We start from the raw sequence: 22,117 nt of genomic DNA on the forward strand, positions 1-22,117 counted from the left end.
GTGCCGGTGCGGCGCACGACCAGGATGTGTTCGACGGTGGTGGTGTCGTGGCCTAGTGCTTGGTCGACGGCGGCTTTGAGGGGGGCGGGTTTGCCGCGGCGGTATTGTCCGTCGGTGGTGATGATCAGGCGGGCGGCGGCGTCGTCGACGCGTTGGCGCAGCGCGGTGGGGGAGAATCCGGCGAATACGACGGAGTGGGTCAGGCCGAGGCGGGCGCAGGCGAGCATGGCGATGATGGCTTCGGGGACCATGGGCATGTAGATCGCGACGCGGTCGCCTGCGGTGAGGCCGAGGTCGGTGAGGGTGTTGGCGGCGCGGGATACGTCGTCGAGTAGGTCGCGGTAGGTGAGGGTGCGGCAGTCGCCGGGTTCGCCTTCCCAGTGGATGGCGATCTGGTCGCCGTGGCCGGCCAGGACGTGGCGGTCCACGCAGTTGTAGGCGACGTTGAGTTTTCCGTCGGCGAACCATTTCGCGACTGGTGCGTCGGTCCAGTCCAGTACTTGGGTGAAGGGTTGGTGCCAGTGCAACCGTCCGGCCTGTTCGGCCCAGAATGCTTCCCGATCGGCCGCCGCCCGCTGGTAGAACCCGGCGTCGGCGTTCGCCTGAGCGGCGAACTCCGCGCTCGGCGGGTACGAGTCCCTGTGGTCGGCGCTGGTTCCAGTCATCTCGTCTCTTCTTTCCACGTAGCCTGAGCGCACGATTCGACGCAGCCGAGTTCGACAGTAATCAACTGTGACCCATGCCGCGTGCGGTGTATCGGCCGGGCTCCGCGCGCACCGCACCGCCGCGCGTCCTCCCGGGACGTGCGTCCCTCCCCGCCCCGACGAAGGCAATATTCCGGTCGAATGGCCCGTTTCCGCACGAAACATGGGGTGTTTCGGCGATGTTGCCGGATCGGTAACAAGTGCACCGAACTCGGCGCAATCAGGTGACAGTGCCCGCGCCGGTCGTTACTCTGCCAACACACAGGGGGATCGTGTCGGCATGCGCTGATGGACCTCGCGCGGGTGCCGATCGGCTCCCCCCTTCTCGCATCGGGAGGACGCGTTGAAATTCCACAGAGCGATGGCGCTGACCGCGGCAGTCGTACTGGCCACGACGCTCGGGCTGTCCGCATGTTCCTCGGGCGACGGCGCCGACGCCGACATCGTCACCGTCAACGGCGGCGAGCCGCAGAATCCCCTGGTGCCCACCAACACCAACGAGAACATGGGCGGGCGCGTGGTCGACCGGCTGTTCGCGGGCTTGAAGTACTACGACGCCGACGGCAAGGCGCACGACGAGATGGCGGAGTCGATCCAGACCACGGATCGGAAGAACTACCGGGTGACCATCAAGCCCGGCTGGAAGTTCACCGACGGCACCCCCGTGACGGCGAAGTCGTTCGTCGACGCATGGAACTACGGGGCCCTCGGCAGCAACGCGCAGTTGCAGAGCTACGTGTTCGGCCCCATCGTCGGTTTCGACGAGGTGACCGCGGAAAAGCCGACGACACAGACGATGTCGGGCCTGAAGGTGATCGATGACCGCACCTTCACCATCGAGCTGAAAGCTCCGTCGATCGACTTCGAGACCGAACTCGGGTACGCGCCGTTCTATCCGCTGCCCGAAGCCGCGTTCAAGGACATGAAGGCGTTCGGGGAGAACCCGATCGGCAACGGTCCGTACAAGTTCGCCCGGGCCGGGGCGTGGGAGCACAACGTCAAGATCGATCTGGTGCCCAACCCGGAATACCCCGGCGGCCGCCCGGCCAAGAACAAAGGGCTGCGGTTCGTGATGTACCAGTCCTTCGATACCGCGTACGCGGACCTGCAGGCGGGCAACCTCGACGCGCTCGACACCGTGCCCGACAGCGCGCTCACCTCCTATCAGCAGGATCTCGGCGACCGCGCGATCACCAAGCCGACCGCCCAGAATCAGCACATCGGCATTCAGGCGAATGTCGCGCACTTCGCCGGTCAGGAGGGGCTGCTGCGGCGCCGCGCGATCTCGATGGCGATCAACCGGGAACAGATCGCGCAGAACATCTTCCACGGCACCCGGATCCCGGCGCGCGACTTCACCGCCAGCACGCTGCCCGGCTTCGACGCGAACCTGCCCGGCACGGAGGTGCTGAAGTACAACCCCGACGAGGCCAGGAAGGTGTGGGCACAGGCCGAGGCGATATCGCCGTGGTCGGGCCGCTACGAGATCGCCTACAACTCCGACGGCGGGCATCAGGCCTGGGTGGAGGCGGTGGCCAACAGCGTCAAGAACACCCTCGGCATCGACGCCATCGGCGTGCCGTACCCGACGTTCAAGAACATCCGCGACGAGGTGAACGCGCACACGATCAACAAGGCGTTCCGCTACGGCTGGCAGGGCGACTACCCGACCATGCTGCAGTTCCTCACCTCGCAGTACTACAGCTACTCCGACACCAACAACGTCGACTACAACAGTCCCGAGTTCGACCGCTTGCTCGATGCCGCCTTGGCCGCGTCGACCCAGGAGGAGTCCTACAAGCTCGTCGCGCAGGCGCAGGTGCTGCTGATCAAGGACCTGGCCGACATTCCCGTGTTCGACTACGTGGCCGCGGCGGGCCGCTCCGACCGGGTGCGGAATGCCGAACTCGCCTGGAACGGTCTGTTCGCCTTCGAGAACATCGAGAAGTAGCCGCCAGCCGCCCGGCGTCCGCACGGCGCTCGGCGGCGCTACCCAGGAGGCGAAATGGCCTGGTATGTCGTGCGGCGTCTGCTTCAGATGATCCCCGTGTTCCTCGGGGCGACGCTGCTCATCTACGCCCTGGTGTTCCTCGTCCCGGGCGATCCGATCCACGCGCTGGCCGGCGACAAACCGATGACGCCCGCGGTCGAGGCACAGCTGCGGGCGCGTTACCACCTCGATGAGCCCTTCCTCGTGCAGTACCTGCTGTACCTGAAAGGCATCGTCACGCTGGACTTCGGCACCGCCTTCTCCGGCAGGCCGGTGCGGGACGAACTCGCGCGCGCGTTCCCGATCACGATCAAACTCGCGCTCATGGCCGTGCTGATCGAGTCGGTCTTCGGCGTGCTGTTCGGCCTGATCGCCGGGCTGCGCAAAGGCAAACTGTTCGATTCGACGATGCTCGTGGTCAGCCTGATCGTCATCGCGGTGCCGGTCTTCGTGGTGGGCTTCCTCGCGCAGTATCTGCTCGGGGTGAAGTGGGGGATCGTTCCGGTGACCGTGTCCGGCAAGGCGACGGTCGGTGAACTGGTGGTGCCCGCGTTCGTGCTCGGCTCGCTGTCGTTCGCCTACGTTCTGCGACTGACCCGGAACTCGGTGGCGGAGAACATGTCCGCCGACTACGTGCGCACCGCGACCGCCAAGGGACTCGGCAGGCCGCGTGTGGTGACCGTGCACATCCTGCGCAACTCGATGATCCCGGTCGTCACGTTCCTCGGCGCCGATCTGGGCGCCCTGATGGGCGGTGCGATCGTCACCGAGGGCATCTTCAACATCCCGGGCGTCGGCGGCACGCTCTACCAGGCCATCACCAGGGGCGAACCGCCGACCGTGGTCTCCTTCGTCACGGTGCTGATCGTCATCTTCCTGGTCACCAACCTGGTCGTAGACCTGCTCTACGCCGCACTCGACCCGAGGATCCGCTATGCCTGACCTGACCGAGGGGCAGCCGCGCCGCGGCCAGGAGCACTTCGTCGCCCCGCCCGACGAGGTCGAGGTGCTCGCCACCGACGCCGTGCCCGCCGCAGGCGCGCCGACCAGCATCTGGCGCGACGCGTGGCGGCAGCTGCGGCGCAACCCGATCTTCGTCGTGGCGGCGGTGCTGATCGTGTTCGTGCTGATCGTGGTGATCTGGCCGGGGTTGTTCACCGATCAGGACCCGCGGTATTGCAACGGCGATTTCAGCATGGATCCGCGCGGCGCGGGCCACCCGTTCGGTTTCGACAAGCAGGGCTGCGACATCTACGCCCGGACGGTCTACGGCGCACGGGCCTCCGTGCTCGCCGGTGTCGGCGCGACGCTGCTGTTCGTACTGATCGGCGGGACGCTCGGGGCGCTGTCGGGCTTCTACGGCGGGCCGCTGGACTCGATCGTCTCCCGGGTCGCCGAGATCTTCTACGCGATCCCGCTGATGCTGGCCGCCATCGTGATCATGCAGCTGCTGGAGGCGCGCACTATTTGGACGGTGATCGTCATCCTCGCCTCGTTCACCTGGCCGCAGGCGGCGCGGATCGCGCGCAGCGCCGTCATCCAAGCGAGGAACAGCGACTACGTCACGGCGGCGAAAGCATTGGGCGTCTCCCGCATCCGGACGCTGCTGCGTCACGTGCTGCCGAACGCGGCGGGACCGCTGATCGTGGTGACCACGCTGTGGCTGGGGGTCGTCATCGTCACCGAGGCGACGCTGTCCTATCTCGGTGTCGGCCTGCCCCGCACGGTGGTGTCCTGGGGTGCGGATATCGCCACCGGGCAGAAGGAGATCCGCACCTCGGCCATCCTGTTCTATCCGGCGACGGCGCTCGCGCTGACCGTGCTGAGCTTCATCATGCTGGGCGACGCCGTGCGGGACGCCCTGGATCCGAAGGCGAGGAAGCGATGAGCGAGACCGAGCGCCCGCTGCTGGAGATCACCGATTTGAACGTGAGTTTCACCGCCGACGGCAAGCCGGTGCCCGCGGTCCGCGATGTGAGCCTGTCGGTCTATCCCGGGCAGACCGTGGCCATCGTCGGCGAATCCGGTTCGGGGAAGTCGACCACCGCGCACGCGATCATCGACCTGCTGCCCGGCACGGGCCGGATCACCTCCGGCACGATCAGATTCGACGGCACGGACCTCACGGCGGCCTCCGCACGACAGATCGTCGCGGTCCGCGGCAGCGGCATCGGGCTCGTTCCGCAGGACCCGATGTCGAATCTGAATCCGGTGTGGAAGGTCGGATTCCAGATCCGCGAGACGTTGGAGGCCAACGGCATCGCGAAGGGCAAGGCCGCCAGGAAACGGGCCGTGGAGCTGCTCGAGGAAGCGGGCATGCCAGACGCCGAACGCCGGGTGAACCAGTATCCGCACGAGTTCTCCGGCGGCATGCGCCAGCGCGCGCTGATCGCGATCGGCCTGTCCTGCCGGCCCAAGCTGCTCATCGCCGACGAACCGACCTCGGCGCTCGACGTGACCGTGCAGCGACAGATCCTCGACCATCTCGACCGGCTCACCGCCGAACTCGGCACCGCCGTGCTGCTGATCACCCATGACCTGGGCCTGGCGGCGGAGCGGGCCGAACACCTGGTGGTGATGTATCGCGGCCGCGTCGTGGAATCCGGCCCCGCCCTGCGGATTCTGCGCGATCCGCAGCACCTGTACACCAAGCGGCTGGTGAGTTCGGCGCCGTCGCTGGCCGCGCGGCGCTCGGCGGTGCGGCGCCGGGCGCAGATCCGCGCGCAGGCGGTCCAGGTGGCCGAGCAGGTGGCGGCGGCCGACACGGAACTCCCGGTGGTTCCGGACGAGGTGCTGGTCGCCGAGCACCTGACGAAGACGTTCCGCATCCGCGAGCGCACGCCGTGGAGATCGACCGAATTCGTCGCCGTGGACGACGTGTCGTTCCGGCTGCGGCGCGGGTCGACCACGGCGATCGTCGGCGAATCCGGCTCGGGCAAGACGACGGTGGCGCAGATGGTGCTCGGGCTGCTCGCACCCACCTCCGGCACCGTCACGTTCGACGGCAAGGACGTGACCGCCCTGGACCGCAAGGGCGCGTTCGCCTTCCGCCGCAGGGTGCAACCGATCTTCCAGGACCCTTACGGGTCGCTCGACCCGATGTACACCATCTACCGCACCATCGAGGAGCCGTTGCGCACCCATCGGATCGGCACTCCCGAAGAACGGGAGGCGACCGTGCGGGAGCTGCTCGACAAGGTGGCGCTGCCGGCCGATGTGCTGCGGCGCTACCCCAACGAGCTGTCCGGGGGGCAGCGTCAGCGCGTGGCCGTCGCGCGTGCGCTCGCGCTCCGGCCGGAGGTGGTGGTGTGCGACGAGGCGGTGTCCGCACTCGACGTGCTGGTGCAGGCTCAGATCCTCCGGCTGCTCAACGAGCTGCAGGCCGAGCTGGGTCTGGCGTATCTGTTCATCACCCACGATCTGGCCGTCGTCCGGCAGATCGCCGACGACGTGCTCGTCATGCAGCGCGGCAAGGTGGTCGAAGCGGCGACCACCGACGAGGTGTTCGACCATCCTCGGCAGGAGTACACGCGCAAGCTGCTCGACGCGATCCCGGGACGCGATCTGCTAGCCGGGTAGGCGAGCCGGGCGAGCGGATCGTTCCGCGCGGCCGCAAGTAGCCTCGTATGCCGTGACCGATCCGCTGCAGCCCCTCGTCGATCTTCCCGGTGTCCGGGACGCGGCCGACCGCGCCCGCGACGCGCTCGCCGCGGTGCACCGGCACAAAGCGAACCGGCGCGGGTGGCCGATCACGGCGGCCGAGGCCGCGGTGCGCGCGGCGCGGTCCTCGGCGGCCATCGACGGGGGCAGCACGGACATCCCCGCCGACGGGCGGGTGGCGGACCCGATACTGGCCGGGTCGCTGCGCGTCGGTCAGGCGCTGGACGGGAATGCGCTGCGGAATCTGGTCGGCACCTGGCAGCGCGCTCCGCTGCAGGCGTTGGCCCGGCTGCATCTGCTCGCCGCGGCCGACCTGGTGCCGCAGGAGGAGTCGCTCGGCAGGCCGCGCTTCGATTCCGGGGTAGCGCAGCGGCTGGACCTGCTGGCGCAGACGGTGGTCGGCTCCCGCGCGCCCGCACCGGTGCTCGCCGCCGTAGTACACGGTGAGCTACTGGCGCTGAAGCCGTTCGGCACGGCCGACGGCGTGGTCGCGCGGGCGGCGTCCCGGCTGGTCGCGGTGTCCAGTGGGCTGGACCCGCACAGCCTCGGCGTGCCGGAGGTGTTCTTGTTGCGCAGGCGTCAGGCGTACCTGGACGCGGCCGCCGGGTTCGAATCCGGGGACGCGGAGGCCGTGGGCGGATGGGTGATCTTCTGCTGCGCGGCCTTCGAAGACGGTGCGCGCGAAGCCACATCGATCGCCGACTCGGCGGCGGGATAACCCCCCCGGACACATCAAAGCGGGCGGCGTTGTCTGTCGACCTCACCGCCCGCTAGCACGGACTACCCGGTTACCAAGCGTGCTAGGTGGGTTGTGTTCTGCGGCCTCGGCGACAATCCGGACATCGGCCGGTTCATCCCCGCAACCTGTGCGAGGCCTTCGCCGTCGACTATCCGTATTTCGCAGGCCCACAACGCTTCTGCCCTTGTCGCGGCGCGCTCCGCGTGGGTGCCTGGTGTCCGTGCTGGGAAGGATGGTCGGGAGACAGTGCCTTCTCTTCCGGTACTGCCTTGGCCTTCCGCCCTTCCGTAGTTACCTTTCTACACTGTGACTGCACTCACATCAAGGGATGGTAAGACATTGAATAATCGGCGTGTTTCCCGGCGTTTCGTGGTTAAATGCCTGGTCCGCCGCAGCGTGTGCTAAGTCGGCAAATGCTCGGGCAAGCATCCCGCGACCAGGTATCACGAGGTGCTCGAGCGCTCGGATATCAGCGCCGGCGGCGCAGCATCCGGTAACTGATCGCGCCCGCCAGCACCGCGCTCAAGCCGACCGCGGCCGTGGCCGCGACCGTCGTCGAGGACGGCGCCTGGAAACGCGCCCACAGCGATACCGGGTTGGAGAAGGTCAGGATCGGCCAGCCACGCGCGGTGGCCTCGCGGCGCAGATTGCGATCCGGGTTGACCGCGGTGGGGTGCCCCACCGCGCCGAGCAGGGGCAGATCGGTGATCGAATCGGAGTAGGCGTAGCAGCGCGACAGGTCGTAACCCTCCCCGGCGGCGAGTTTTTCGACAGCGGCGACCTTGCCCTCGCCGTAGCAGTAGAACTCGACCTCGCCGGTGTACTTCCCGTCCGCCACGACCATCCGGGTGGCCGCGGTGTGTGAAGCGCCGAGCGCTTCGGCGATCGGACCGACGATCTCCTCGCCGGAGGCCGAGACGATCACCACGTCGTGGCCCCGGATCTTGTGGTCGGCGATCAAGTCGGCGGCCTCCGCGTAGATCAGCGGATCGACCAGCTCGTGCAGCGTCTCGGCCACAATGGATTTCACCTGTTCGACGTCCCAGCCCGCGCACATGCTGGTCAGGTGGGCGCGCATGCGTTCCATCTGGTCGTGGTCGGCGCCGGACAGCAGGAACAGGAAATGTGCGTAGCTGCTCTCCAGGACGGCGCGGCGGTTCAACAGCCCCTGCGCGAAGAAGGGCTTGCTGAACACGAACGTGCTCGACTTCGCGATCACGGTCTTGTCCAGATCGAAGAAGGCCGCGACGCGTCCACCCGTAGGGGCTGAGTTGTCCACCTGACCAGGATAGGCGGCGGAGTCGCCTCCCTCCGGAGGGGCGCTGAGCTGCGGGGCGGCTCACTGCGGTGCTTCGGCCGCGTGGCCGCATCATCTCGGCAGCCCGGTGCGGTGGCCTGGCGGACCGGCGGATCGGGTCTGCCGCGCCTGTCGTGTGGCTTCCCTGCCTTCGATCCGCCGCAGGTGGGCGGCGGATGGACGACGGTGGTGCCCGATCGGCACGTGTGTGCCGAACGGCGGCGGGCGTGCGGACGGCGCGTCGGTGGAGTTTGCCCCGTAGACGCCGAAGCCACGAGGGCCGCAAAGATGTGCGTCGGCAGACTTGCGTTGTGGGCGGGGCTTGGGTGTAGTATTGCTGGCACCTGGACATGGTCCAGGCGCGTTCAGCCCGACCCCCCGGGGCTGAACCCCGACGGCCCCAGCCTCCTCCCCCCCCGGCTGGGGCCGTCCTCTATTTCAGGGACAGTGCGGTAGGACGCCCGGCTCGGAAGTTGTCCACACCCCGGAAGCTATCCACATTCGGCACATCGGCCCTTCTCTGTCCGTGCGTGTTCAGCGACGCTGACCTGCATGAACCTCGAAGCATCGGAGCCGACCGGGCCGCCGCCCGCTCTCGTGCTCATCGATGACGACCGCCTGCGCGAGGAGGTCCGGCGCATCGCGGCGGCCGCCGAACGGTCTCTCGACGAGCGGACCCAACCCGTCGGCAGGCATGCCTGGACGGGCGCTCCGCTGGTGATACTCGACACCGATGCGGCGCGGGAGGCGGCCGCGGCGGGATACCTGCGCCGGACCGGCGTGGTGTTGGTAACCGATGGTGAGCCAGGCTTGCTCGACTGGCAGGCTGCCGCCTCGGTCGGGGCGGAGCGGGCTATCGCGCTGCCCGGCGCGGCGGTGGGGCTTATCGAGATGTTTGCCGAGTACGGCGAGCAACGTGCGGGCGATGGTGTGGTGGTTGCCGTCGCGGGGGCGGGCGGTGGGGCCGGGGCATCCACCTTGGCCGTCGCTGTCGCGCTGCGCGCCGCCGCGGAAGGGTTCCGGCGCGAGACCTTGCTGGTGGACGGCGCACCCTTCGCGGGTGGCCTCGACCTGCTGCTCGGTATCGAGAACACGGCTGGGTTGCGCTGGCCCGATCTGGTGATCGAGGACGGGCGGGTCTCCGCGACCGCGTTGCACGGCGCCCTGCCCATCGCGGCGCCCGGACTGGCGGTACTGTCCTGCGGGCGCTGCGGTGCGGGACGATTGCCACGCGAGCTCGGTGCGGCCGGAGTCCGCGCTGTGATCGAAGCGGGCCGTGTCGCAGGCGATTTCGTAGTTTGCGACATTTCCGGTGAGCGCGGACCGCATGCCGACCAGATGCTCGACTCGGCGGATCTCGTGGTGCTGGTCGTCCCGGCGCGCCTGCGGGCGGTCGCCGCCGCCGAAGCGGTGTCCGCGCACATCGCGCGCCGAAACCCGAACCAGGGCCTGATCGTTCGCGGCCCGGCGCCCGGTGGCCTGCGCGCGCCCGAGGTCGCCGAGGTGCTCGATCTTCCACTGCTCGCCGCCGTCCGTGCCCAGAGCGGTCTGGCGCACCGGCTGGAGCGTGGCGGGATCTCGGTCCGCAGGCGCGGACCGTTGCGCGATGCCGCCGACGCCGTGCTCGGCGTGCTCGGCGCACCACCTGGACAGCGGAGGTGAGGCGGGGAAGATGAGCGCGATACTGACCACCGAGCTGCTGGATCGGGTGCGGGAACGACTGGCCACCGAGACCGGCGATCCTGATCCGGCGCAGGTCGCCGCCGCGATCCGCGCCGAAGCGGGCGGGGTGCTGGGGGACACCGATCTGCTGCGCGCCCTGCGGTTGTTGCAGACGGAGCTGACCGGCGCGGGCGTACTCGAACCGCTACTGCACGATCCGCACGTCGCGGACGTCTTGGTGACAGGGCCCGACGCGGTGTGGATCGATCGCGGGCACGGTCTGGAGCGGACTTCGATCAGGTTCTCCGACGAGGCCGCGGTACGGCGGCTGGCGCAGCGCCTGGCCTTGTCGGCCGGGCGACGGCTCGACGACGCACAGCCATGGGTGGACGGCCGGCTGACGGGAACCGGCGCGGCACTGGGGGATTCCTTCGGTGTCCGCTTGCACGCGGTCCTCGCGCCGGTCGCGCACGGGGGCACCTGTCTGTCGCTGCGCGTACTTCGTCCCGCTACTCAGGGACTCGACGCGCTCGCGTCGGCGGGCGCGGTGCCCGCCGACGCGAAGGTCCTGCTGAAACGAATCGTCCGGGCGAGGCTGGCATTCCTCGTGGTCGGTGGCACCGGCGCAGGCAAGACGACGCTGCTGTCCGGCCTGCTCGCCACGGTGAACCCGTCCGAGCGGATCGTCTGCGTCGAGGATGCGGCGGAACTCGCGCCACCGCATCCGCACGTGGTCCGGCTGGTCGCCAGGACCGCGAACGTAGAGGGCGTCGGTGAGATCACCGTGCGTGACCTGGTCCGCCAAGCGCTGCGCATGCGGCCGGACCGGATCGTGGTCGGCGAGGTCAGGGGAGCCGAGGTGGTGGATTTGCTGACCGCGTTGAACACCGGTCACGACGGCGGAGCGGGCACCGTGCACGCCAACTCACCGCGAGAAGTCCCGGCCCGCTTGGAAGCTCTCGCCGCCTTGGGCGGAATGGATCGAGCGGCCTTGCACAGTCAGCTCGCCGCCGCGGTGCAGGTCGTCCTGCATGTGCACCGTCGATCCGACGGCTCGCGCGGCTTACGCGAGATCGGCCTCGTGCACCGTACCGGCGAGGGACACGTGCGGATCACGGCCGCGTGGCACGACACGGGTGCGGCTCCGGCCGCCGCGGACCTGTCCAGCCTGCTCGCCGAACGGCTCGACCGATGAGCGGCGCGATGTTGTGTCTCGCGCTGGCGTTGATCGTGGTCCCCGCGCCGCGGTCGCGCCGCCGGTTCGAGCGGTTGTCGACCGCGCGAGCCGAGTATCGGATGCCGGAGCGCGAAAAACTGTTTCGCGCAGTTGCGAGCGCAGGCGTGGTGGTTGTGCTCCTCGTCTTCGGCCCTGGTCCTTTCCTCGCAGCCGGCCTGGTCAGCGGAACAGTCGGGTTGCGTGCCCGCCGGGCGGCGCGGGACCGGCGCAGGAGTGCCGAGCAAGGACATCTGCTCGACGCTTTGGAGGCCGTGATCGCCGAACTGCGGGTGGGGGCGCACCCGAGCGCCGCCGCCGAGACCGCCGCGCGTGAGGTGCGGGGCGAATCGGCACGCGCGTTCGCCATCGGCGCCGCACGCAGCCGGCTCGGTGGCTCGGCGGCGGAGGGCCTGCGCAGACCGGATTCCTTGATCACCGAAGAACTTTCCCGGGTCGCGGGCGCTTGGCAGGTGGCCGAGCGGCATGGCCTGGCGCTGGCCGAGCTGCTGTCGGCAGCCCGAACGGATCTCGCGGGCCGCCTTCGATTCCACGGCCGTACCACAGCCGCGCTGGCCGGCGCGCGCGCCACCGCCGCGGTCCTCGCCTGCCTGCCGCTTCTCGGCATCGCCCTCGGCCAAATGATGGGCGCAGCGCCGCTGCACGTCCTCTTCGCCTCGTCCGCAGGGACGGTGCTGCTTCCGCTCGGCGCGGGCCTGGCCTGCGCGGGCCTGCTGTGGACCGATGTGATCACGCGAAAGGTGCTGATTTGAAGACGTTTACGACGGTCGGCCGTGAGCGGCCCAATATCCAAGCCGACCTACCGCTTTCGATGTCGGCGTCAATACGCGATGCATGGAGATCCGTCGGCGAGACATGGAGGTTCGTAGGGCCGCCGATGGCAGCGGTGGTTTCTGCCATAACCGCGAGCGGTACGGCCGCACGAAGCCACCGCCCGGTCCGCAGTACCCGCCCAGTGCCGCGACCGCCGACCGAACTCATCGGCGAGTGTGTCGGCGGCGGCAGGTCGGCCGAGCGCGGCATGTCACCGTGTGTCCTACCAGCAGGCCGTACCCGTGATCCTCGCACCGAGCGTTCCGGGGGTTCCGGCAAGCCGGTGACGCGTGCTACGCCGCCGTGCAGCCACGCGACGGGTCGCGTCCCCGGTTTTCACTCGAGGGTCGTGGTGGGCGCTGGAAGGTCCGTGGCGTTCGGTGTGCCGCCGTCTGTCCTGATGAGGGGTCGTGTCCGTGGTTGTCGCTCGACGTGTGGTGCGTGCGGTGGCACGTCTGTGACGTTCGGTATGTCGCCGTATGTGCTGACGCCAGGTCATATCTGCGGTTCTCGCGCCACAGGGCAGGTTAAGGAGGCTGATGATGGCGTTCACCCCGAATGCGGCGCTGCCGTTACTGCTGGTAGCCGTGGCGCTCGCCCTGCTCCCGGGGCGGGTCGCCGTAAGCCGGCGGCTATCCGACCTCGGCCGAGCCCACCACGGGCCGACCGAGTCGTCGCGCCGAGCGAACAAGGGGATGGATCCGCTGGCCGTCGCCTCGGTTCTCGATCTGCTGGCCGCCTGCCTGCGGGCCGGGCTGCCCATGGCAGGCGCGGCGCGGGCCGTCGCGCCGGAGGCGCCCGAAGCGCTCGGCGAAGCATTGAGACGCGCCGCGGACCTGCTCGCACTGGGTGCCGACGCGGCCACGGTCTGGGAACAGGTGGCGTGCGACGCGAATGGGCGTCCCGGGGCCGAGGAGATCGAGTCACTGGCCCGGATGGCACGCCGCTCGGCACGCTCCGGGTCATCTCTGGCGGCCGCGGTGCTGGAACTGGCCGAGCAGCAGAGGTCCGCGGTCGAAGACACGGCAGCAGCGAAGGCGGAGCGCGCGGGTGTCCTGATCGGCGGGCCGTTGGGTCTGTGCTTCCTCCCGGCCTTCGTTTGCCTCGGCATAGTGCCGGTGGTCATCGGCTTGGCAGGACGAGTGCTCGACGGCGGACTGTTGTAATCCTGCGGCATCCCGCGACTTTGCCTTCCACTAGATCGGTTCGAAGCACGCGGTGCTTTCGGACGGGTTCGGCGGTTCAGGGTGCGGCGGTGCGCGGGTGTGACAGCAGACGGGGTGTGAGCGGATTGCTGTCATTCCGCGACGTGCCGTGGCCTCGCGACCCGACAGTGTCGGCTCGGAAGTGTGACCGGTTCGGGGGAGCACGGTGCGGCGGTCCGTGGTCGGCGGTGCGGCGGGGCGAGGTGGCGCCGCCGGGCATTTCGCGAGGCGAGCGTTCGCCTGATCCGGGTGTGCGGATCGGCGGCGGCGAGGTGGTTCCGAGACGGCGGCACGCGCTGCGGACCGCTTCGGAACAAGCGTGCCCGTGCGGAGCGGCCGCACGGGCCGGAAAGGAGGAATCGGGTGCGTATCCAGGGGGTCGCGAGGTCCGTGGGCCGGAGGATGAGGGCTGTATATATGGGCTTGCGGGTGCGAGTGCTTCGGGCGGTGGTCGCGGAGGACGGCATGAGCACGGCGGAGTACGCGATCGGCACGATCGCGGCGGCGGCATTCGGCGCCGTGCTCTACGGCGTGGTGACCGGCGACAGCATCGTGAACGCGCTGACGAAGATCATCGACCGGGCGCTCAACACGTCGGTGTAGGCGTTGCCGCGGCAGAACGATGCCGTGCCGCGCCGGGACCGCGCGACGATCGGGGAGCGGTGACGGTCGAGGCCGCGCTCGCCTTGACCGCGCTCATGGCGGCCGTCGTGCTCTGCCTCGGGGCTCTACTGGCGGCGTCGACGCAGGTCCGCTGTGTCGACGCCGCCCGCGAGGCGGCCCGCCTCGCCGCTCGAGGCGATCATGCCAATGCTCGCCCGGCGGCCGAGCGCATCGCCCCGCCCTCGGCCGACATCGCACTCCGCATCGAGGGCACTCGTGCCATAGCCGTGGTCTCCGCGGGAACTCCACTGTTACCGCTGCTCACCCTCCGCGCGGAAGCGGTCGCGACGATCGAACCCGGGGTCGCGGAGTGAGAGGGGGTACCCACGGCGTGCTCCCACACGGGCAACGCTGCGCATCAAGAGAGTTGTCGGCCTGGCGGGATGCATCTGTGGCGCGGAGTCCACGACGCGCATCCAGGGAGGACGGGTTGGCCACAGTCTTCAGCTGCCTGGCGCTCGTAGGACTGATCGGTGTGACGCTCTTGATCGCCCAGGTGGGCACCGTGGTGGTGGCGCGGCATCGGGCGCAGGCAGCCGCGGATTCGGCGGCGCTCGCCGGTGCGGGCGCGTTGGTGGCCGGCGTCGAAGCCGGATGCGCGGAGGCGGACGAGGCGGCGCGGCGGATGGGGACACGAATCCGCGTCTGTGAGGTTGCGGAGTGGGACCTCACGGTCGTTGTGGAAAGGAATGTACCAATAGGTCTGTATGGCGATCGCGTCGTTCGAGCGAGTGCGCGGGCCGGCCCGGTTGAAGGCTGACGAGTTCGATACACGGTCGCCCTTACGTCGCGTCCGGTAGCGGAAATCGGTAATTCTACTGGCCGGTTAAAAGTGGGCCCGTGGAATTCCCCGCGCGGGTCCGGATATCAAATATCGAGGATTGCGCATGTCGGCAATGGACCCAGTGGCAATACTCTAGTTAACATGAAACTAATCCTTTTTATTCGCGGGGGGTGAAGCGGTGTCATTCCACTGGGAGGTCTCCCAGTCTTCCCAGCGTCCGCGCTGGCAAGGTCGACAATTGGTCACGCGTCCGACTCTGCGCTGTCACGAATCGTGCGATGCCTCCGCACCGGCGGACAGTTCGGTCAGCACGGCGGTGAGCAGGCGTGCCGCTGCCGCCTTGTCCAGCGGGTGGTTCCCGTTGCCGCACTTGGGTGATTGGACGCAGGACGGACAGCCGGCCGCACAGCCGCACGACTCGATGGCCGACAGGGTGGCCGAAAGCCACTGCCGCAGCTGGGCGAAGCCGCGCTCGGCGAACCCGGCTCCGCCGGCCTGGCCGTCGTAGACGAAGACGGTCGGCAGCCCGGTGTCCGGATGCTCGGCGGTGGAGACGCCGCCGATGTCCCACCGGTCGCAGGTCGCCACCAGGGGCAACAGCCCGATTGCCGCATGCTCGGCCGCGTGCAGCGCTCCGGGCACGTCCTGGGGTTCGATTCCGGCCAGCGCCAGCAGCTCCGGCGTCACCGTGTACATGACCGCCCTGGTGGGCAGTGTCTGCGGCGGTAGATCGAGTTCGACCAAGTCGAGCACTTCGCCGGTGACCAGCGTGCGCAGGTAGCCGATCACCTGACTGGTGACCCGCACCCGCGCCAGCCCGGCCGTCACGTGACCGTGAGAGCGGCGATCGGTCACCGCATCGATGGCGATCGAGGTCACCTGACGCGCGCTGGTGGTCCAGCCGGGCTCGGCGGCATGCACGAAGGCCACGCCGTCGTCGAGATCCAGCTCGTCGACCACGTAGGTCTCGCCCTGGTGCAGGTGAACGGCGCCGGGATGCAGCGTGGCCCGGGCCCGCCCCGCATCCGCGGTGCCGAGCAGCCTGCCGGTTTCGCCGTCCACGATGGCTATTGGAGCGCCGATGCCGCCCCGGACATCCACCGCGTCGTGCGGTTGCGTCTCCGCGGTCACGTACCAGCGCGCGCGATCCCCCGCTCCGCGCCGCCTGATCAATCCTTTCGCCGCCAACTCGGCAAGGACCTCACCTGCGCCGAGTTCGTCCACCTCGGCGTCGGTGAGCGGCAGCTCCAGCGCGGCGCACAGCAGCTGCGGTCCCAGGATGTAGGGATTGCGCGGATCGGTGATGGTGGCCTCGACCGGCTTGTCCAACAGTGCTTCCGGATGGTGGACCAGGTAGGTGTCCAACGGGTCGTCCCGCGCCACGAGCAGCACGAGCGATCCCTGAGCGCGTCGCCCGGCCCGTCCGGCCTGCTGCCAGAACGACGCGACCGTTCCGGGAAAACCGGAGATGACCACGGCGTCCAGCCCTGCGATATCGACGCCGAGTTCCAAGGCGTTGGTCGTCGCGGCGGCCAGTAGCGACCCGTCCGACAAGGCCGCTTCCAGATCACGCCGGTCCTCCGCGAGATATCCCGCGCGATAGGACGCCACACGCGCGGCCAAGTCCGGATCGATCTCGGCCAGCAGTCTTCTGGCCTCCATCGCGGTGAGTTCGGCGGCTCGGCGCGAGCGGACGAAGGTCAAGGTCCGAGCGCCTTCGGCCACCAGATCAGCCATGATCCGCGCCGCTTCCGCGGTGGCGGGCCTGCGCACCGGCGCACCGTTCTCGCCGGTGAACGCGGTGAGCAAGGGCGGTTCCCAGAGCGCGACGGTCCGTGGCCCCTGCGGCGATCCGTCCGCGGTGACCGCGGTGCACTGCGCGCCGATGAGGCGCGACGCGGCCGCCGCCGGTTCGGCCGAGGTCGCCGAGCAGAGCACGAACACCGGGTCCGCGCCGTATCGTGCGGCGATCCGCCGCAGCCTGCGCAGCACCAGCGCGACATGCGAGCCGAAAACACCTCGATAGGCGTGGCATTCGTCGACCACTACATAACGCAGCCTGCGCAGTACGCGCGCCCAGCGCTGGTGGGATCGCAGTATGCCCAGGTGGAGCATGTCCGGATTGGTGAAGATCCACCGCGCGTTGGCGCGTACCCACTGGCGGATCTCGGCGGGTGTATCACCGTCGTAGGTGGCCGGATGGATATCCCGCAACGGACCTTCGTGCGTGAGCGCGCCGATCGCGCGCAGTTGATCGGCGCCGAGCGCCTTCGTCGGCGACAGATACAGCGCGGTGGCCTTGGGATCGGCTTGCAGCGCCGTGAGCACCGGAAGCTGGTAACCGAGCGATTTGCCCGAGGCGGTCCCGGTACTGACCACCACGTGCTGTCCGTGGAACGCCGTATCCGCCGTCTCCACCTGATGGCGCCACGGCGCCTCGAGGCCCGTGTCGCGTAATGCCGCAACCACATCCGGTGATGCCCAGGCGGGCCAGGCGGAGTGTGCCGCGGCCCGTGCGGGCAGCTCGACCACATGCGTCAGCCGAGGATCGTTGTCCGGCACTCCCGTTAGGACACGATTCAGCAACGATGCCCCGTAGCTGAGCCCTGAGGGAGGCCGTCCACGGACCGCTGAGTACGGCTGATTCACGACGCGAACCCCGCAGGACGCTCCGGAAGTGTGAAACGTGTGCGTCCGGCAACCCCTACCTGCCATTTCGATACCAAATAGCGACCTGGGTCACAGCTTCTTTGCTGAACATCGACTCGGTTATCACTAAGCAAACGAACCCCAAGTCCGGATTCCACCATTGTGTCCCTCACCTGCGCATTCGCAAGATCAACTTTTTTGCAAATTGTCGGTAACTCGACTGTTGAATTGCCCGAAGACATGGTTCACTGGTTCCTGGTCGCAAGCTTCTGTGTTCGAGGGACGGATCCAAAGTCCAAACCGTCAGCAGGATCGATGTTGCGAACGGTGTGCTTGGTGCTTTCCTGCAGGGGGAACCAACAGTACAGCGGTCGGAACGGACCCGGTGGACGAACCCAGTTGTCCGCCGTTCCGGTAAGAAAAGAGAAGGAACAGAATGGCACAGGGAACTGTGAAGTGGTTCAACGCGGAGAAGGGGTTCGGCTTCATCGCGCCGGAGGACGGCTCCGCTGACGTCTTCGTCCACTACTCCGAGATCCAGGGTTCGGGTTTCCGCACCCTCGAGGAGAACCAGAAGGTCGAGTTCGAGGTCGGCCAGGGCACCAAGGGCCCGCAGGCCACCGGAGTGCGTGCACTCAGCTGAGCGCACGAGGATCCACAGCTCGTCCCTCACCACCGGCAACGGGGTGAGGGACGAGCTATATCTGGGGTAGTCACGGCCCGTGTGCGCCGGCGGATCGGTCCGCCGAGCATGCCGCGGCGCAGGTGTGGCGAAACGGCAGGCATACTGAGTCGAACTGGCGGGCGTACGCTCAGTGGTTCGAGTCGGAAGCACTCGACCACACGCGGCGTCACGGTATAAACGTGTCTGGTGCGACGTTCAGCCGTCGCAGCCGCTCACCCCAAGCCGCGCACAGCGGAAACTACGCAGCGCGGGTCGATCAGGAAAGGTGTATTCGCCGGTGGCAACACGAGACCGCGGTGCAGCCGACCAGGGCCGTGCCCTGCGTCGTCTCGTGATCGTCGAGTCCCCGACCAAGGCCCGCAAGATCGCGCCGTACCTGGGTCGTAACTACACGGTCGAGGCGTCGGTCGGTCATATCCGGGATCTGCCGCGCGGTGCGGCGGATGTCCCGGCCAAGTACAAGGGCCAGTCATGGGCGCGCCTCGGCGTGGACGTGGACAACGACTTCGAACCCATCTATGTCGTAAGCCCGGATAAGAAGGCCAAGGTCACCGAGCTCAAGAGCCTGCTGAAAGACGCGGACGAGCTCTACCTGGCCACCGACCCCGACCGCGAGGGCGAGGCGATCGCCTGGCACCTGCTGGAAACGCTCAAACCCAAGGTGCCGGTCCGGCGGATGGTGTTCCACGAGATCACCGAACCCGCCATCCAGGCCGCCGCCGCGGACACCCGTGACCTCGACAACGATCTGGTGGACGCGCAGGAGACCCGCCGCATCCTCGACCGGCTCTACGGCTACGAGGTCAGCCCCGTGCTGTGGAAGAAGGTCATGCCGCGGCTGTCGGCGGGCCGTGTGCAGTCGGTGGCCACCCGGGTGATCGTGCAGCGCGAACGCGAGCGGATGTCGTTCCGTTCCGCCGAGTACTGGGACATCGCCGCCAAGCTGGACGCGGGCAACGGCGAGGAGGGCGACGCCACCAATCCGAGGACCTTCGGCGCCCGTCTGGTCACCGTCGACGGCGCGCGAGTCGCCACGGGGCGCGATTTCGGATCGGACGGGCAGCTCAAGGCCACGAGCGGCGTCGTCGTCCTGGACGAGGGTTACGCGCGGCGGCTGGCCGAGGCGCTGGACGGCGCCGACCTGGTGGTCTCCTCGGCGGAGGCCAAGCCGTACACGCGCAAGCCCTATCCGCCGTTCATGACCTCGACGCTGCAGCAGGAGGCGGGACGCAAACTCCGTTTCACCTCCGAGCGGACCATGCGGGTGGCGCAGCGGCTGTACGAGAACGGCTACATCACCTACATGCGTACCGACTCCACGACGCTGTCGGAGTCGGCCATCGCCGCGGCCCGTGCGCAGGCCACGCAGCTCTACGGTTCGGAGTTCGTGCACCCGACCGCACGGCAGTACACCCGCAAGGTGAAGAACGCGCAGGAGGCGCACGAGGCGATCCGTCCGGCGGGCGACACGTTCGCCACGCCCGGTCAATTGCACGCGCGGTTGGACAACGACGAGTTCCGGCTCTACGAACTCATCTGGCAGCGCACGGTCGCCTCCCAGATGGCCGACGCCAGGGGCACCACGCTGACGCTGCGCATCACCGGCGTCGCGGGCACCGGCGAGGAGTGCGTGTTCTCCGCTTCGGGCCGCACCATCACCTTCCCCGGCTTCCTGAAGGCCTACGTGGAGAGCGTCGACGAGGAGGCGGGCGGCCAGTCCGACGACGCCGAGTCCAGGCTGCCCGCGCTGGACGAAGGCCAGGCGGTGACGGCGGTCGAGCTGAATCCCGATGGGCACAGCACCAACCCGCCCGCGCGCTACACCGAGGCGTCGCTGATCAAGACGCTCGAAGAGCTCGGCATCGGCCGCCCTTCGACGTATTCGTCGATCATCAAGACGATTCTCGACCGCGGCTACGTCTACAAGCGCGGCAGCGCGCTGGTGCCGTCGTGGGTGGCTTTCGCCGTGATCGGCTTGCTGGAGGAGCATTTCGGCCGACTGGTCGATTTCGACTTCACCGCCGCCATGGAGGACGATCTCGACGCCATCGCCGGTGGACGCGAGCAGCGCGGAAACTGGTTGTCCAGCTTCTACTTCGGCGGCGATCACGGTGTGGAAGGGTCGGTCGCGCGGTCCGGCGGTCTGAAGAAGATGGTGGGGCAGCGGCTCGACGACATCGACGCGCGCGAGATCAACTCCATCAAGCTGTTCAGCGATGCCGACGGACGCGATGTCGTGGTCCGGGTCGGCAAGTATGGCCCGTACCTGGAGCGGATGGTCGCCGATCCCGATGACCCCGAGGGCAATCCGGTGTCGCAGCGGGCCAACCTGCCGGACGATCTCCCGCCGGACGAGTTGACCCCCGAAGTCGCCGAGAAGCTGTTCTCGACGCCGCAGGAGGGTCGTTCGCTCGGCATCGATCCCGAGTCGGGGCACGAAATCGTCGCCAAGGAAGGGCGTTTCGGCCCGTATGTCACCGAGGTCCTGCCCGAACCGCAGGTCGAGCAGGGGCAGGAACCCGCCAAGAAGACCGCGAAGAAGGCCGCTGCGCCGAAGCCGCGCACGGGCTCGCTCTTCAAGTCCATGGACCTGGCCACCATCACGCTCGACGACGCGCTGAAGCTGCTGTCGCTGCCGCGTGTGGTCGGTACCGACCCGGCGAGCGGTGAGGAGATCACCGCGCAGAACGGGCGCTACGGGCCGTACCTGAAGAAGGGCACCGACTCGCGTTCGCTGAACACCGAGGATCAGATCTTCACCGTCACGCTGGAGGAGGCGCTGAAGATCTACGCGGAGCCGAAACGCCGTGGGCGGCAGGCGTCCAGCGCCGCACCGCTGCGTGAACTCGGCAACGACTCGGCCAGTGGCAAGCCGATGGTGATCAAGGACGGCCGCTTCGGTCCGTACGTCACCGACGGCGAGACCAACGCGACGCTGCGCAAGGGCGACGAGATCGAGTCGATCACCCCGGAGCGGGCCATGGAACTGCTCGCCGACCGGCGGGCTCGCGGGCCGGTGAAGAAGACCGCCAAGAAGGCCGCCGCGAAGAAGGCTCCCGCCAAGAAGGCCGCGGCCAAGAAGACCGCCGCCAAGAAGGCGACCACTACGAAGACGGTAGCCAAGAAGACCGCGGCGCAGAAGACGGCGGCGAAGAAGACCGGCGTCGGGAAGTCGTGAGTTCTCGGCGCGTGGCGATAGCCGTAGCCTGAGCGCCATGAGTACCGAACAGGAGCGCGAGGATCTGATCGCGATGCTCGCCGAGCAGCGCGAGCTCTTTCGCATCACCCTGCGTGGCATCGACGACGAGCAGGCGCGGAAGCGAACCACGGTGAGCGAGCTGACCCTTGGCGGGCTGCTGCACCACCTGGTCAGCTGCGAACGGCACTGGACGTCGGTGATCGTACGGCGGGACGAGAACGCGGAACTGGATGTCTCCCAGTTCGGCGCCGAGTACGTGATGGCCCCCGAGGAGACCGTGGCAGGCCTGCTGGCGACCTGGGACGAGGTTGCCGCGGCGACGGCCGAGCTGATCCGCTCGGTGGACAGCCTCGACACCTCTATCCCCACTCCGACGACGCCGTGGACTCCCGAGCGCATCTGGTGGTCGGTGCGCTACACGGTGCTGCACATCCTGCGGGAGATCGCGCATCACTCCGGGCATGCCGACATCATCCGTGAGGCGCTGGACGGGGCGAACAGCACACACCAGCGCGCCTCCTAGCCTGGTCTGTCGAGTGCGGCCGACTTGCTGTGGCCGCCGTGAGGTCCTGGTGATGCTGGGCCCCGAAGGTGTCCTCCCGCGCATCACCTGGCGCGCCGAAGCTCTTCGGCGATACGAGTGTCTCCCCCAGTCGGTTCGGCCGCGCGACGTTTCGATCCGGTGGGCGCGTATGTGGACGCGATCCGGGGACGGCGGCGGATCAGCACGGCTGTTGCGGGCCGAGTCGGCCGTGCGGGGGAGTGCGCGCGTCGCCATTGCGGTGCTGCGGTATCGGCCTGAAACCGTTGGGAGGGGCAGGGCGTGCGGTGAA

The 22,117-nt window shown here is 68.4% G+C and carries 18 protein-coding genes; 15 read left to right on the forward strand and 3 right to left on the reverse strand.

The window, feature by feature from the left end; genetic code table 11:
* Window positions 1-665 (reverse strand): AMP-binding protein (locus NG1_RS33265; protein ID WP_157114389.1); only part of this gene is annotated, 665 nt, incomplete at its 3' end.
* Between the two features lie 400 nt (window positions 666-1,065).
* On the opposite strand from NG1_RS33265, the gene NG1_RS33270 reads away from it, so the two are divergent.
* The 5 genes from NG1_RS33270 to NG1_RS33290 are packed head-to-tail and all read left to right on the forward strand — an operon-like array spanning window position 1,066 to window position 7,072.
* A complete protein-coding gene (locus NG1_RS33270; protein ID WP_062977599.1) occupies window positions 1,066-2,655 on the forward strand; it encodes a peptide ABC transporter substrate-binding protein in 1,590 nt (529 codons plus the stop codon).
* Window positions 2,656-2,709: 54 nt separating this feature from the next.
* The gene (locus NG1_RS33275) at window positions 2,710-3,636 is read left to right on the forward strand and encodes an ABC transporter permease (protein WP_062977601.1); all 927 of its coding nucleotides are present in this window, start codon (window positions 2,710-2,712) and stop codon (window positions 3,634-3,636) included.
* Window positions 3,629-4,582 (forward strand): ABC transporter permease, encoded by a 954-nt coding sequence (locus tag NG1_RS33280; RefSeq protein WP_062977603.1) that lies wholly within the window; start codon window positions 3,629-3,631, stop codon window positions 4,580-4,582. The genes NG1_RS33275 and NG1_RS33280 overlap by 8 nt, the downstream gene beginning before the upstream one ends.
* Window positions 4,579-6,273: an ABC transporter ATP-binding protein gene (locus NG1_RS33285; RefSeq protein ID WP_062977605.1), complete on the forward strand. Its 1,695-nt coding sequence runs from the start codon at window positions 4,579-4,581 to the stop codon at window positions 6,271-6,273. Before NG1_RS33280 ends, NG1_RS33285 begins: the two co-directional genes overlap by 4 nt.
* Before the next feature lie 52 nt (window positions 6,274-6,325).
* On the forward strand, window positions 6,326-7,072 hold the full coding sequence (locus NG1_RS33290) for a Fic family protein (protein WP_062977607.1): 747 nt from the start codon (window positions 6,326-6,328) through the stop codon (window positions 7,070-7,072).
* Window positions 7,073-7,562: 490 nt separating this feature from the next.
* Here NG1_RS33290 and NG1_RS33295 read toward each other — a convergent pair whose 3' ends face one another.
* Complete coding sequence (locus NG1_RS33295; RefSeq protein WP_040864499.1) at window positions 7,563-8,372, reverse strand: HAD-IB family hydrolase; 810 nt, start codon at window positions 8,370-8,372, stop codon at window positions 7,563-7,565.
* Between the two features lie 570 nt (window positions 8,373-8,942).
* Here NG1_RS33295 and ssd point away from each other — a divergent pair.
* The 7 genes from ssd to NG1_RS33330 all read left to right on the forward strand — a co-directional run bounded on the left by ssd (window position 8,943) and on the right by NG1_RS33330 (window position 14,727).
* Window positions 8,943-10,052, forward strand: a complete 1,110-nt coding sequence (gene ssd / locus NG1_RS33300) for a septum site-determining protein Ssd (protein ID WP_062977609.1) — start codon at window positions 8,943-8,945, stop codon at window positions 10,050-10,052.
* A 10-nt stretch (window positions 10,053-10,062) separates the two neighbouring features.
* Window positions 10,063-11,247 carry a TadA family conjugal transfer-associated ATPase gene (locus NG1_RS33305; RefSeq protein WP_062977620.1) on the forward strand — a complete coding sequence of 395 codons (1,185 nt, stop codon included), beginning with the start codon at window positions 10,063-10,065 and terminating at the stop codon, window positions 11,245-11,247.
* The gene (locus NG1_RS33310; protein WP_062977611.1) at window positions 11,244-12,038 is read left to right on the forward strand and encodes a type II secretion system F family protein; all 795 of its coding nucleotides are present in this window, start codon (window positions 11,244-11,246) and stop codon (window positions 12,036-12,038) included. Before NG1_RS33305 ends, NG1_RS33310 begins: the two co-directional genes overlap by 4 nt.
* Window positions 12,039-12,638: 600 nt before the next feature.
* A complete protein-coding gene (locus NG1_RS33315) occupies window positions 12,639-13,265 on the forward strand; it encodes a type II secretion system F family protein (RefSeq protein WP_245660157.1) in 627 nt (208 codons plus the stop codon).
* Between the two features lie 441 nt (window positions 13,266-13,706).
* A complete protein-coding gene (locus NG1_RS33320) occupies window positions 13,707-13,907 on the forward strand; it encodes a DUF4244 domain-containing protein (protein WP_051174813.1) in 201 nt (66 codons plus the stop codon).
* Window positions 13,908-13,966: 59 nt separating this feature from the next.
* Complete coding sequence (locus tag NG1_RS33325) at window positions 13,967-14,281, forward strand: TadE family type IV pilus minor pilin (RefSeq protein ID WP_062977613.1); 315 nt, start codon at window positions 13,967-13,969, stop codon at window positions 14,279-14,281.
* A gap of 77 nt (window positions 14,282-14,358) precedes the next feature.
* On the forward strand, window positions 14,359-14,727 hold the full coding sequence (locus NG1_RS33330; RefSeq protein WP_309247343.1) for an Rv3654c family TadE-like protein: 369 nt from the start codon (window positions 14,359-14,361) through the stop codon (window positions 14,725-14,727).
* Between the two features lie 288 nt (window positions 14,728-15,015).
* On the opposite strand, the gene NG1_RS33335 is transcribed toward NG1_RS33330, so the two are convergent.
* Window positions 15,016-17,400, reverse strand: coding sequence for a DEAD/DEAH box helicase (locus NG1_RS33335; protein WP_062977615.1), 2,385 nt, complete (start codon window positions 17,398-17,400; stop codon window positions 15,016-15,018).
* A gap of 436 nt (window positions 17,401-17,836) precedes the next feature.
* On the opposite strand from NG1_RS33335, the gene NG1_RS33340 reads away from it, so the two are divergent.
* The 3 genes from NG1_RS33340 (at window position 17,837) to NG1_RS33350 (ending at window position 21,807) form a co-directional block, all read left to right on the forward strand.
* On the forward strand, window positions 17,837-18,043 hold the full coding sequence (locus tag NG1_RS33340) for a cold-shock protein (RefSeq protein ID WP_011206895.1): 207 nt from the start codon (window positions 17,837-17,839) through the stop codon (window positions 18,041-18,043).
* 373 nt (window positions 18,044-18,416) lie between these two features.
* Entirely contained in the window at window positions 18,417-21,263 is a 2,847-nt protein-coding gene (gene topA / locus NG1_RS33345; RefSeq protein WP_373686206.1) for a type I DNA topoisomerase, read from the forward strand.
* 37 nt (window positions 21,264-21,300) lie between these two features.
* A complete protein-coding gene (locus tag NG1_RS33350; RefSeq protein ID WP_062977619.1) occupies window positions 21,301-21,807 on the forward strand; it encodes a mycothiol transferase in 507 nt (168 codons plus the stop codon).
* Window positions 21,808-22,117 lie beyond the last annotated feature (310 nt).

Source organism: Nocardia gamkensis NBRC 108242, from assembly GCF_001612985.1.
In the GTDB taxonomy this organism is placed as follows: domain Bacteria; phylum Actinomycetota; class Actinomycetes; order Mycobacteriales; family Mycobacteriaceae; genus Nocardia; species Nocardia gamkensis.